This is a genomic window from Paraburkholderia sediminicola (assembly GCF_046027825.1).
Classification (GTDB): domain Bacteria; phylum Pseudomonadota; class Gammaproteobacteria; order Burkholderiales; family Burkholderiaceae; genus Paraburkholderia; species Paraburkholderia sediminicola_D.
The window spans coordinates 1-13,122 of sequence record NZ_JAQQDU010000152.1; the positions used below are offsets into that span (position 1 = coordinate 1).

Annotated in this window: 10 protein-coding genes and 1 pseudogene; 4 read left to right on the forward strand and 7 right to left on the reverse strand. The window is 61.8% G+C overall.

Annotation, left to right across the window (positions count from 1 at the left end; translation table 11 throughout):
- Positions 1-185: pseudogene (locus PQQ96_RS39955) on the forward strand (IS630 family transposase); the annotation flags it as partial.
- Between the two features lie 495 nt (positions 186-680).
- On the opposite strand, the gene iolB reads toward PQQ96_RS39955, so the two are convergent.
- The 7 genes from iolB to PQQ96_RS39990 form a co-directional block, all read right to left on the reverse strand.
- Complete coding sequence (gene iolB / locus PQQ96_RS39960; protein ID WP_408302601.1) at positions 681-1,481, reverse strand: 5-deoxy-glucuronate isomerase; 801 nt, start codon at positions 1,479-1,481, stop codon at positions 681-683.
- Positions 1,478-2,404, reverse strand: coding sequence for a myo-inosose-2 dehydratase (gene iolE, locus PQQ96_RS39965; RefSeq protein WP_408302603.1), 927 nt, complete (start codon positions 2,402-2,404; stop codon positions 1,478-1,480). Before iolE ends, iolB begins: the two co-directional genes overlap by 4 nt.
- Before the next feature lie 10 nt (positions 2,405-2,414).
- Positions 2,415-4,388, reverse strand: coding sequence for a 3D-(3,5/4)-trihydroxycyclohexane-1,2-dione acylhydrolase (decyclizing) (gene iolD / locus PQQ96_RS39970; RefSeq protein WP_408302605.1), 1,974 nt, complete (start codon positions 4,386-4,388; stop codon positions 2,415-2,417).
- Complete coding sequence (locus PQQ96_RS39975; RefSeq protein ID WP_408302607.1) at positions 4,385-6,463, reverse strand: bifunctional 5-dehydro-2-deoxygluconokinase/5-dehydro-2-deoxyphosphogluconate aldolase; 2,079 nt, start codon at positions 6,461-6,463, stop codon at positions 4,385-4,387. Before PQQ96_RS39975 ends, iolD begins: the two co-directional genes overlap by 4 nt.
- 66 nt (positions 6,464-6,529) lie before the next feature.
- The gene (locus tag PQQ96_RS39980) at positions 6,530-7,354 is read right to left on the reverse strand and encodes an ATP-binding cassette domain-containing protein (RefSeq protein WP_408302609.1); all 825 of its coding nucleotides are present in this window, start codon (positions 7,352-7,354) and stop codon (positions 6,530-6,532) included.
- A gap of 13 nt (positions 7,355-7,367) precedes the next feature.
- On the reverse strand, positions 7,368-8,543 hold the full coding sequence (locus tag PQQ96_RS39985) for an ABC transporter permease (RefSeq protein WP_408302611.1): 1,176 nt from the start codon (positions 8,541-8,543) through the stop codon (positions 7,368-7,370).
- Positions 8,544-8,734: 191 nt separating this feature from the next.
- Complete coding sequence (locus PQQ96_RS39990) at positions 8,735-9,781, reverse strand: sugar ABC transporter substrate-binding protein (protein ID WP_408302613.1); 1,047 nt, start codon at positions 9,779-9,781, stop codon at positions 8,735-8,737.
- A gap of 277 nt (positions 9,782-10,058) precedes the next feature.
- On the opposite strand from PQQ96_RS39990, the gene PQQ96_RS39995 reads away from it, so the two are divergent.
- From PQQ96_RS39995 to PQQ96_RS40005, 3 genes are read left to right on the forward strand one after another with little or no spacing between them, the layout of a single operon-like run.
- Entirely contained in the window at positions 10,059-10,940 is an 882-nt protein-coding gene (locus PQQ96_RS39995) for a MurR/RpiR family transcriptional regulator (RefSeq protein ID WP_169490999.1), read from the forward strand.
- A complete protein-coding gene (gene iolG / locus PQQ96_RS40000) occupies positions 10,933-11,949 on the forward strand; it encodes an inositol 2-dehydrogenase (protein ID WP_408302615.1) in 1,017 nt (338 codons plus the stop codon). The genes PQQ96_RS39995 and iolG overlap by 8 nt, the downstream gene beginning before the upstream one ends.
- On the forward strand, positions 11,949-12,995 hold the full coding sequence (locus PQQ96_RS40005) for a Gfo/Idh/MocA family oxidoreductase (protein ID WP_408302617.1): 1,047 nt from the start codon (positions 11,949-11,951) through the stop codon (positions 12,993-12,995). The genes iolG and PQQ96_RS40005 overlap by 1 nt, the downstream gene beginning before the upstream one ends.
- The last annotated feature ends 127 nt before the right edge of the window (positions 12,996-13,122 follow it).

Consider the following 13,122-nt stretch of genomic DNA (forward strand, 5'->3'; position numbering starts at 1 on the left):
CTGTCAGAGAACCAGTTGCGCCGTGCGGTCTTGCGCTCGGTACCCGAGTTGATCAGCACGATCGAGAGTACATCGAAAAGCACAATCGTGATCCAAAACCGTTCATCTGGACCGCTAAAGCTTCCGACATCCTGGCGAAAGTCACGCGCGCCCGCGCCAAGCTGAATAAGATGCAATCCGTTTGACGCGCACCACTAGTTGTATCTCGTTTTCCGCTGGCGCTGTTCGACGTCGGTAGTCCTTCCGAACCACTAATTGAGTTGGCGCGTCGCCGAGGCAAAGCCGATGGCCCCACCACGTCCAAACGAATCCATGAGGTTGCATGATTGACCGTTCCGGCGAGCACGAAGTGCGAGGCGGGAAGCATGACGGCTTTGTCACGAACGCCGAATGTGCGAAAACACAGATTCCAGATGCACCACTATCCCCTCCAAGCCAGGGGACCCGCTTAAGAATTTGCGGTTGGAGCCGCTTTCTCTTGCTTACTTCTCTTTGCGGCCGGCAAAGAGAAGTAAGTGCCCGCCCCGCACAGGGGCGACACTAATAGACCACTAAGAAATCAAGGAAAGGCCAACGCCATAGGCATACAGAGGAAAAAAGCGCCGCGCAGGCAAACAAACCAGGCAAAGCCCAACGCCGCAGGCAAACAGACAAAGCGCCGCGCAGGCAAAAAACCAAAGTCAGTCTTCCTTATTAATAATCCACTCATGCGCAGGATCATTGCGAAAATGCCACACGCGCTGTCCCCCAGCCATAACATTCAAATAATAAGACTCATACCCGTAGGGAACAACCACCGGATGATACCCACGCGGCACCATGACGACGTCATGATCCTCAACGGCCATCGACTCATCGATATCCCGCATATCCGTATACACACGCTGAAAAGCAAACCCCTGCGGCGGATTGAGCCGATGATAATAAGTCTCCTCGAGCGAACTCTCATGAGGCACGTTATCCGTATCGTGCTTATGCGGCGGATAGCTCGACGCATGCCCACCGGGCGTCCGAACCTCAACCACCAGTAAAGACTCCGCAAGCTCAGTCTGCGGAAGAATATCGCATACATATCGCGTATTCAGACCCTTCCCACGCGTAGAGCGCTTCATCGAAGAAGGTTCGATCAACCTCGCCGGATACGTACCCTTGGCAGGCGCACTCGCCACGCCAACCTCCGCATCGCGACAAGCGCGAACCGTCGCTCGCACGCCAGGCGGCAAATACACCGCATACGGTGAGGAATCCTCGAACACGCTATCGCGCGAACCCAGCGAACTCCATTTCGTATCGGCAGTTTCAATATCCACCGCGCCCGTCAGCACCACGATACACACTTCGCGGGACGGCTCGAAAACATGCACGACTTCATCCGCGCCCAGCCGGTAAGCAGCAAATCCCACATACCGCCAGCACGCCGACTCCGGCGTCACCCGCACGATTGTCTGGCCCTCGCGCTGCGCCTTCACCAATAAACTCATGCTGCCTCCTGCCTGGTCTCGCCACCGGCGTCGAGCGGTGCATCGACCAGCGCTCGTAACGTCCGGAATCCCTTCTGCGCATACTCATACGATGGCGCCACCACCGGATCCTGTTCCGCCTCAACCACCAGCCAGCCACGATATCCATGCCGCTTCAATCGGTCGATGATCGCCGGGAAGTTCACCGCGCCATCGCCCGGTACCGTGAACGCACCGTTGATCACAGCCTCAAGAAAACTCCAGTTGCGATTGCGCGCCAGCTTCATCACCGCCGGTCGAACGTCCTTGCAGTGCACGTGACACACGCGGCCGATGTGCTTGTCGAGAACCGCGAGCGGATCGCCGCCGGCAAATGTGATGTGCCCTGCGTCGAATAGCAAACCGACAGCGTCGCTCGTGCGCGACATCAGTTGATCGACGTCAGCCGGCGTTTCGACGTACGCGCCAATGTGATGATGGTACGCCAGCCGCACGCCGCGGCTCAGCGTGTAGCGCGCGAATTCGTCGACGCGCGCTGCATACGCTGCCCACTGCGCGTCGCTGAAAAAACGCGGGCGTTGATACAGCGGTTGCGGTGCGCCCTGGATCGAATCGGCGACTTCGCCGTAGACCATCGCGGTCGCGCCGTTCTGTGCGAGCAGTTCGAGGTGCGGACCGACCGAGGCGATTTCCTCTTCCACGCTGCGTCGCGCGAGTCGCCCGGAGTACCAGCCGGATACCAAGGCCAGGTCGTATTGGGCGAGCAGGGTTTTCAGCGCCTGCGGTTCGCGCGGAAACTTGTTGCCGAGTTCGAAGCCCTGATAGCCGATCTGGCGTCCTTCGGTCAGCGCGACGTCGAGCGGCGTCTCGCCACCGAGCGAAGGCAGGTCATCGTTCATCCACGATAAAGGGTTGATGCCGATACGTACGTCGAAAGTAGTCATGCGGGCGTCCTCATTCGTTGTCGATGTGGCCGATGCGGTCGCTGGGATCGGCAGGCGCGGTGCGTGCGGCGAGTTGCGCGTCGTATTGCAAACGTGCGGCACGCACGGTGTCACGCACCGATACTTCGGGCACGGCGACTTCCCACCACCAGCCACCGTCGGCCGTGGTACGGGCCGGATCGGTGTCGATACTGATCACATAGGTGCGGTCGGCGGCGCGCGCACGTTGCAGCGCGCTTTCAAGTTCAGCGATGTTCGCGACGTGCTCGGCCTGCGCGCCGAGCGCGCGTGCATGGGCGGCGAAATCGATCTTCGGTGCGCCGAGCGGGCCTTGCATGCAGTCGTCGAGCAGGTTATTGAATGGGGCACCGCCGCAGGCTTGCTGCAAGCGGTTGATGCAACCGTAGCCGCGATTGTCGAGCACCACCACGATCAGCTTCGTGCCAATCATCACCGAGGTCGCGATCTCGCTGTTCATCATCAGATAACTGCCGTCGCCGAGCATCACGATGACTTCACGCGCGGGCCGTGCAAGCTTCACGCCGAGGCCGCCGGCGATCTCATAGCCCATGCACGAGTAGCCGTATTCAACGTGATACGCGCCCGGTTTGCCGGCCCGCCATAGCTTGTGCAGTTCGGCCGGCAAGGTTCCTGCCGCGCAGACGACGATGTCGTCCATCGCGGATCGCGCGCTCGAACGCTGTACCGCGCCGATTACGTCACCTTCATACGGCAGCACGGTGTCGCGTTGCGGCGCGTGCGTGAGCGTGCTCACGGTATCGCGCCAGCTCGCCGCGAGTTTGTGCGCGCGCGAGGTCCATGTGCGATCCGCGTGCCAACCTTGCAGGGGCTCGGTGAGCGCATCCAGGGCAAGACGGGCGTCGGCTTCGACTACCAGTGCGCGATGCTTGAGGCCGTCGAATGGATTGGCGTTGATGCCGATCACGTCGGCCTGCGTGAACAGTGTGTTCGATCCAGTGGTGAAGTCCTGCAAGCGTGTGCCAATCGCCAGGACGCAGTCCGCATCATGTGCGAGCGCATTGGCGGCAGGCGAGCCGGTCACACCCAACGCGCCGGCGTTCAACGGATCGTTCCACGCGAGTGAACCCTTGCCAGCCTGCGTTTCCGCCACCGGAATGCCGTGCGTGGTGGCGAAGCGGTGCAGCGCATCGGTTGCGCGGCCATAAAGCACGCCACCGCCCGCGACAATCAGCGGACGCTTGGCTCGGCGCAGATGGGCAACCGCCGCGTCGATATCTTCGGCGCGTGGTGCCGGAGAGTGGAACGTGATGACGCGCGGCGTAAAGAAGTCGACCGGGAAATCCCACGCCTGCGCTTGCACGTCCTGCGGTAACGCAAGCGTGACTGGGCCGCACAACGCAGCGTCGGTGAGCACACGCAAGGCGCGAGGCAATGCATTGAGCAACTGCGCCGGATGCACGATCCGATCGAAGTAGCGCGACACCGGTTTGAACGCGTCGTTGGCGGAGACACCGCCGTCATGGAAATCTTCAACCTGCTGCAACACCGGATCGGGCGCGCGCGAGACGAACACATCACCGGGTAGCAGTAACACGGGTAGACGGTTCACATGGGCGAGCGCGGCAGCGGTGATCAGATTGGTCGCGCCAGGTCCGATCGAAGTCGTGACGGCCATCATACGACGACGGAAATGCGCCTTCGCATAGGCGATCGCACTGTGCGCCATCGCCTGTTCGTTGTGGGCGCGCAGTGTCGGCAACGCTTCGCGGTGCTGATACAACGCTTCGCCCATGCCAGCCACGTTGCCGTGCCCGAAGATCGCGAACACGCCGCCAAAGAGCGGTTCGGTGCCGGTGCCGTCTTCAGTTGTGACGCGAAGCGCCGCGAGGTAGCGAACCAGCGCCTGGGCGGTCGTCAGGCGAACGGTGCCACCCGATGGCGCGTGTGCCTGGGTGGCGTCGTTGGCGGACGCCGCATCGTGATGCAATACGCGCTGGTTCATGCCGCCTGCTCCTGATGTGCGTGGCTCGCGGTGACGGACTGCGCGCCTGTTGCTCCGCGTGTTGCGCGCCATGACGCGATCAGCGTTTCGAACGTCTGGCGCACCCGCACGATCAACTCGTCGTCGCCGATCTCTCCGGCGAGCCACGCATGGCTCGGCTCGTGAAAGATCGTGCGGCCCACGGTAAAGCCCCGGCATGTCGCCGATTGCGCCGCCGCGCGAAAGCCCTCGTCCAGTTGCTCAACACCCGCTGACAAACCGAGCAACACCACGCCCCGGCAGTACGGATCGCGCCCGGCGATCAGCGCATCGACGGCTTGCCATTGCGCGGCGTCCATCGGTTCGAGCTTCCACCATTCCGGATAGATGCCGATGTTGTACAGCCGCTTCAGTGCGCGATAGACGATGTCCGGCGCTTGCGGGAGATGCGCGTGCTTCGCCGGAATCACTTCGAGTAGCAATTCGTGGCCGCTTGCTTGCGTCGCGTCGTAAAGCGCACGCAGTTGCGCTTCCTGTTCGAGGCGTTGTTCGACCGGTTCGTCGGGATGGAATTGCACGAGGCACTTGGCGATGTGTTCCTGCGGCCACGTGGTCAGCGTTGTGCCGATCGAGCGGCCGTGATCGAACACGAGTGGCACGGAGCCGGGCAGTTCAACCGGTCGGCCGATCCACCAGCCGCGGCCGGTGGCGGCGTTCAATGCGTCCTGACCGTAGCGGTCGTCGCTCAAGATGCCGATGCGGCCCTGCAACCCCAAGGCGGTTTCCGTCTGCGCGACGGCTTCGACGAACAAACCCTTCAGTTGCGCGATGCGCGCTTCGTCGGCGCCGGTCTGCTGCGCCAGTTCGAAGAACTGGTTGCGGTGATCGAACGCGAAGCCGAGTACTTCGTCCCATTGTTTGCGGGCAGGGGAGACGCGATGTAGTCGCGCGAGCGTCGCGTCGCGGTCGGGGCGGCGCATGCGTTGCGGATCGGCCTTTGCTTCGTGCAGGAAGTAGTCGAGTTCGGCGGGCGTCGGCATCGCGGGCGCACAGCCGTGGCGCGAGACGACCAGCGCGCCGCTCGCATTCGCCGCGCGTGCGCACGCTTCGAGTGGTTGATCGCGCAACCATCCGGAGAGAAAACCCGAGGCAAATGCATCGCCCGCGCCGAGCACGTTCAACACTTCCACCTCAACGCCGCCATGAACCGGAATATCGTCAAGCGTTGCGGGTACTTTGCCGTCGATGATCTGGCAGCCCATCGGCCCACGCTTCAGAACCAGCGTGGCCGGCGTCACGGCGCGCACCATCGCGAGTGCGTCGACGAGCTCGGTCTTGCCACCGGCGATGCGAAACTCCTCCTCGGTGCCGATCACCAGGTCGAACAAAGGCAGGATGCGCTGCAAGTGCGCGGTCACGCCTTCGCTGGCGACGAAACGGGTTTCGCCATCCGCTTTGCCCGTGAGACCCCACAACACCGGGCGATAATCGATATCGAGCACGGTGCGCACGTTGTTGCGTCGCGCGTAATCGAGCGCACGGCGGCTCGCGCGATTCACCTGCTCGGTCGAAAAGTGCGTGCCGGTAATCAGCAGTGCTTTCGACGACGCGATGTACGCCTCGTCGAAGTCCGCTTCATCCACGGCCATATCCGCGCAGTTCTCACGATAGAAGATCAGCGGGAACGTATCGCGATCTTTCAGACCAAGCAGAACGAGCGCGGTCAGACGCTCCTGATCGACGCGTACATGACTGACGTCGCAGCCTTCCTTCGTCAAGGTCTCGGTCAGAAAGCGGCCCATGTGATCGTTGCCGACGCGCGCCAGCATCGCCGAGGCAAGCCCGAGCCGCGCGCAACCGAACGCGATATTCGCCGACGAACCGCCGAGATACTTCGCGAAGCTCGACACGTCTTCGAGCCGTGCGCCGACCTGCTGCGCGTATAGATCGACGGCCAGACGGCCGAGGCAGACGATATCGCGGCTGCGGCCCGGCGCGAAACGGCTGACCGTGGCCGCAGAAACGGACGTGGGCCCAATGCCGTTCACGTCCGCGTTGGCGATCCCGGTCCCGCTGGATGTGCTGGAATGATCCATGAATAATCCTGAATAGCTGAGCGCGGGTGCCAGACGCGGCAAGCGCCAGACACCCGCGTGAATGAATCAGATCGTCGCGCCTTCGAGTTCGCCGATCATCTTCTGCATCTCGGCGCCGCCGGCCATCATGTCGAGCACTTCATTCTTGCTGATGGTTTCCTTCGTGAAGGTGCCGAGCGATTTGCCGCGATTGAGCAGCGTGAACGAATCGCCGATTGGATACGCGTGATGCACGTTGTGCGTGATGAAGATCACCGAGATGCCTTTCGCGCGCGCCGTGTGGATCAGCTTCAGCACGTTGAAGCTCTGCTTGACGCCGAGCGCGGCAGTCGGCTCATCGAGAATCAGCACGCGCGCGCCGAAATGAATCGCCCGCGCAATCGCCAGACATTGCTTCTCACCGCCGGACATGGTGCCGATCGGCTGATGCGGATCGCGCACGTTGATGCCCATTTCCGCGAGTTTGTCGCGCGCGGTGGTCGCGCAGGTGTCAAGGTCCATCACGCTCAGAAAGCCGAACAGTTTCTTTTGCGGCTCGCGGCCCATGAAGAAGTTGCGTGCCACGGAGAGCAACGGCACCAGCGCCAGATCCTGATAGACCGTGGCAATGCCGAGATCGAGCGCGTCTTTCGGCGACTCGAACAGCACGGGTTTGCCGTCGACCAGATATTGGCCGGAAGAGGGTTGATGCACACCGGCCAACGTTTTGATCAGCGTCGATTTGCCCGCGCCGTTGTCGCCGAGCAGGCAATGCACTTCACCGCGCTTCAGGCGCAAGGTCACGCCGCTCAGCGCGATGACCTGGCCGAAGTACTTGCTGACGTCTTCGAGCGCGAGGATCACGTCGTCCTGCGGGTCAGCCGCAGTGTTCACGGTATTCATATCGGACATGGTCGTCTCCTCGTTACGACTGCGCGACGCGGCGGCGCACGTAGTGATTGAACAGCACGGCGATCAGCAGCATCACGCCGAGGAACACGCGGAACCAGTCCGAGTCGACATTCGTATAGGTGATGCCGATCTGCACGACGCCGAAGATCAGCGCGCCGAAGCAGGCGCCGATCACCGAGCCGTAGCCGCCCGTCAGGAGCGTGCCGCCGATCACCGCTGCGATGATGGCTTCAAATTCGGCCTGCAGCCCGCGGTCGGCCGCGGCGGACCCGATGTCGCACACTTGCAGCACAGCGAACAGGCACGCGCAGAACGCGGTCAGCACGAACAGCGAGATCTTCACGCGCCGCACCGGCACACCGACGTTCTTTGCCGCGTTGGCGTCGCCGCCAACCGCGAAAATCCAGTTGCCGAAGCGGGTCTTGGCGAGGGTGAACGCGCAGACCGCGGCAAGCCCGAACCACCAGAGCAGGACTTTCGGAATGCCCGGCACGAGTGGATTGCCGTTGTCGAGCAGCTTCACAACACCCATGTGGCCGAGCCAGATGAACAGGCCTTTGAACGCCACACCCTGGAACAGGGTATGCGCGAACCAGTCGTGAGCGGCAACGTCGCCCACGCCGGAGATGATCGTGCGGTCGGCGAACATGACCGACAGGGCCAGTGTGAGCCCACGCAGAATGAATAGAAACGCCAGCGTTACGATGAATGACGGCAGGCGCGTGCGCATCACCAGATAGCCGTTGAGCGCGCCGAGCAGCATCGATCCGGCAAACGCAAACAGGATCGACAAGGCAATCGGCCAATGGAAGTACATCGTGGGCAGCGCGACCATCATGCCCGAAAAGCCGATCATCGAACCGATCGACAGATCGAATTCGCCGGCAATCATCAGCAGGCACGCGCCGACTGCGATCAGACCAAGATACGCGGCCACCTGCGACCAGTTCATCACACCGTCGAGGTTGAACATGCCGGAGTTGCCGGCCGCAATCCCAAACACGAGGAACACCATCACGGTGCCGGCGAGGGCGGCGAATTCCGGACGATTCAGTAGATGCCGGAACCACGATTCCTGGCGCACACGCTCATCGGCCGACGCGGGCGCACCGCTGGACGTCGACGCCGTCCCAGTGCTGGAAGGGGGCTGCTTGCGGGGATGAGGGTGGAAGGGGTTGGCTACGCCCATTGAAGCTCTCCTTGATGCGCCTGGGGGATAGCAGTCGCGTACTGACCGCAATCGGACCGCATGGCGCGTGATGCACGTAAAACGTGACGATCGCAGGCGTGGGGCGGCCTGGCCGGTTGCGACCGGCCGCATCCACTTTCTTCATACCTGCCGGAACGGTTCTCCCGTATCCGCACTTCCAGCGAAATGCGTTAGCGATACTGCCCGGCGTACTTGACCACCTTGTCGATATTGGCCTTGGTGATGAAGCCCGGGCCGGAACCGATATTGCGCGGCCCATAGGCGGGTGCCAGGCCGTAGGTGGCGAGGCGTTGCTGGAACTTCGGATTGGCCTCCAGGATCTTGCGGATCTTCGCCGGATCAGTGGTGTGTTCCTTCTTCACGATGGCCAGTACGGCGACCGGGATATAGCCTTGCAGGTAGGGTTGCTGGTCAATTGCGAACTGGATCGTGCCGTCCTGGATGCCCTTCGCGATGTCACTGTCGAAATCGAACGTCGCGAACCAGATCTTGCCGGCGAGGCCCATCTGCTGCAGCGCCTTGATCGTCGGCGCTGCCGACAGTGGACCCAGGGTCAGCACCGCCTGGGTGTTCGGGTGATTGCGCAGATATGCGCTCACTTTCGATTGCACACCGGTCGGGTCCTGGCCGGCGTCGAGCGTGGAGGACTTGAAGTCGACGCCGATCGCGTCGGCAAAGCCTCGGCAGCGTTCGAACGAAGCCGGGTTGGTCGCGTAATGGTTGACGCACAGGAACGACTTGATGCCCGCTGCCTTCGCCTTTTCGCCCGCCGCCTTGCCCGCGGCATATTCAGGCTGGCCGACGTGCATGATCGCGCCAAGTTGCGCGCTTTGCTCTTCAGTGCCGGAGTTGATCGTGACGAGCGGGATGTGTTTCTCAGTGACCTTCGAGATCGCACTCTTGAGTACGTCGAAGTCGGCGATCGAGACGATCACGCCGTCGTAGTTGCGTGCGGCGGCCTGTTCGATCAGACGCGCCATATCGGCGATGTCGCCGTTCGGCGGATTGCGGTAGTCGGTCTCGACGTTGAAATCCTCGTCGGCCTGTTTGATGGCGTTCTTGATGGTGTTCCACCACGAATCCGAATCCGGCGCGTGGCTGATCAGCACGAAATGAGCGTCAGCCGCGCGGGCGGCCGACGCCGCACCGAATCCCGTCGCCAACGTCAATGCCGTCACCAGAATCCTGAGCGCAGCCTTGCCCTTGCAAAGTCTCATTGTCTCCACCTTTCTCGGTCTGTCGTTATTGAAGGGAGCGTCTGGCGGGCGGCCTTCCGGTTGCGTGCGTTGCGGCATGCGTCAGCCGATGCACCATCGCTCACGACCAAGATTAGGCCATCTTCCGACGCGTTGCAATGAAAATTTCATGACAAATAAAAATGGAAAATACATTCCATTTGATGGGGCGCCTGCCTATAATCGGCAGCGTCAGGACGCTGTGTGAGAGACGCTGAATAGCGTTTGCGCACTGCAATAAAGCAACGAAGAGAGAGCCATGGCGGAAGAGAGCACCGAAGACTTGCCGAGCGTCGAAGAATTGATGCAGCGCATCGCTGAAAACTATGAAGCGTTGCCGCGTCAATTGAAGAACGTGGCGACGTATATCGAGCAGCATCGCTCGAGCGTGATGGTGGATCGCACCAGCGATATCGCCGCGAGTTGCGGCGTGCATCCATCCGCCGTGGTGCGCTTTGCGCAGCGCTTCGGCTTTTCCGGCTTCTCCGATCTGCAGGCGGTGTTTCGTCAGGCGTATACGGGGCAGGGCACGTCCTCGCCGAGTTATCAGCAGAGGATTCGCAAGCTGATCGACGAGAAGCCCGGCGCGTTATCCGGGGGCGCCGTGGCGCGCGAATTTATCGCGGCGTCACGTGGCGGACTCGAAGAACTTGAAGCAGGGCTCGATGACACGCAGTTCGATGCCGCCGTGAAGATGCTGCAGCAGGCCGACAACATCTATGTGATCGGCGTGCGGCGTTCGTTTCCGGTGGCGAGCTATATCGTCTACGCGTTGCAGCACACCCCAAAGCGCGTGCATCTGGTGTCCGGTTTTGGCGGGATGTATCGCGAGCAGATTCGCAGCGTGAAGAAGGGCGACGTGGTGATCGCGATCAGCTTCGCGCCCTATGGCAAGGAAACGCAGTATTGCCTGCGTGTCGCGCATCATCACCAGGCGAAGACACTGGTTATTACGGATAGCCAACTTTCTCCGTTGGCGCGTTATGCCACCACCCAACTGTATGTGAAAGAGGGCAGCGCGTTTGCGTTCCGCTCGCTCACCAGCACGATCTGTTTGTGCCAGGCGTTGTTCATCGCGCTCGCGTACAAGCTCGAATTGAACGTGGAAGAATCCAAAGACACTGGAGGATACGATGACTGAGGCGGCAAAGACGATCGACGTGGCGGTATTCGGCGCGGGACGCATCGGCAAGATTCATGCGGCGAATCTGGCGCGGCAACCGGGCGTGCGGCTCAAGTATGTGGTCGACGTGAATCGCGAGGCGGCTGCGGCGCTCGCTGCCGAGCACGGCGCGCAGGTTGCGGATATCGACGGTGCGATGGGCGATGCGTCGATCGGCGCGACGGTGATCTGTTCGAGCACGGACACGCACGCGGATCTGATCGTGAAATCGGCTGCGCAGAAGAAGCATGTGTTCTGCGAGAAGCCGGTGGACCTGACCTTGGAACGCGCGCGTGCCTGCGCCGACGCGGTGGAGCGTGCGGGCGTGGTGTGCATGATCGGCTTTCAGCGCCGCTTCGACCCGACATTCTCCGCTTTGAAAGCGCGCATCGATGCGGGCGAGATCGGCACACCGGAAATGCTGGTGGTGACGAGTCGCGATCCGGGCGCGCCGCCGGTCGACTACATCAGGCACTCGGGCGGCATCTTCAAGGACATGCTGATTCACGACTTCGACATCTTCCGCTGGATTCTCGACGACGAGGCCGACACGCTGCACGCCACCGGCAGTTGTCTTTCAGATCCGGCGATTGCCGAAGCGGGCGACATCGATTCGACCGCGGTCACGATACGCACGAAGCGCGGCCGCCTGTGCCAGATCAACACCGCGCGGCGCGCGGCCTATGGGTACGACCAGCGCTTCGAAGTGCTCGGCAGCACCGGCATGCTGCAGGCGGGCAATGTTCGGCCCACCGAGGTCACTGCGTACTCGAGAACCGAAGTGTCGAGCGACGTGCCTGAGGCGTTTTTCCTCGAGCGGTATCGCGCGGCGTACGCATTGGAAATTGCGCATTTCTTTGACGCGGTCACGCGCGGCAAGCCGGTGCGTACGACCGTTGCGGACGGCCTGAAAGCGCTGGAACTCGCGGACGCCGCCACACGTTCGTGGCGTGAAGGCCGAGCGGTGAAACTCGGCGAGGCATCCTGATGAGCGCGGCGACTGGGCGGCTTCGTTTGGGTGTGGTTGGATTGGGGCGCTTGGGCAAACGCCACGCGAAGAATCTGGCGTATCGCGTGCCGGGTGCGTCGCTCGTGGCCGCTTGCAGTCCGCTGGAGGAGGAGCGGGCGTGGGCGCGCGAAACGTTGCCCGAACCGCGTCTCTACCACGACTATGCGGACCTGCTCGCTGATCGCGAGGTGGATGCGGTGTGGCTTGTCACGCCGTCGTCGTTGCACGCCCAGCAGATTGTCGATGCGTTGCGTGCTGGCAAGCATGTGTTCTGTGAGAAGCCTTTGTCGCTGGATCTTGCCGAGTGCGAGCGCGTACTGGCCGAGGCTGCGCGTTATCCGCATCTGCAGGCGACGATCGGCTTCATGCGGCGTTTTGATCCTAGCTACAAGGACGCGTTTGACAGGATCCAGGCCGGTGCGATTGGCCGGCCTTTTCTGGTGCGCTCGCAGACCACTGACAAGAATGATAACGACGGCTTCTTTGTGCGTTTCGGGGCGACCTCCGGTGGCATCTTTCTGGATTGCACCGTGCACGATATCGACGTCGCCCGTTGGCTGCTTGGTAAGCCGCGGGCCAAGCGCGTGTTTGCGGCGGGTGCGGTTGCGTTGCACGAGGGTTTGCGTGAATTCGGCGATGTCGATAACGGCGTGGCGATCTGCGAATTCGAGGACGGCAAGCTCGCCATGTTTTACGCGTCGCGGACGCAGGCGCATGGAAATGATACGCATAGCGAAGTGATTGGTACCGCCGGTGCGCTTGCCATTGGGCATAATCCGCGTGCGAATCGCGTTGAGATTTATGATGCCACGGGCATTCGTAGTGAATGTACGCCGAGTTTCTTTGATCGGTTCGAGGATGCGTTTTTGCACGAGGCGCGGGCGTTTGTTGCCGCTGTGAACGGTGGGGTTGGGGTTGGCTCTGGCGCGCAAGCCGGGGCCACGCTGGCCGATGCGCTTGAGGCGACGCGGATCGGCGTCGCGTTGAGGGAGTCGCTGCAGAGCGGGGAGGCTGTTGTTTTGTAGTAGGAGCTTTGGTTGCCTGCGCGGCGCTTTTTGTCTGTATGCCTGTGGTGTTGGCCTTTCCTTGATTTGTTATTGGTCTATTAGCGTCGCCCCTGTGCGGGGCGGGCACTTACTTCTCTTTGCCGCC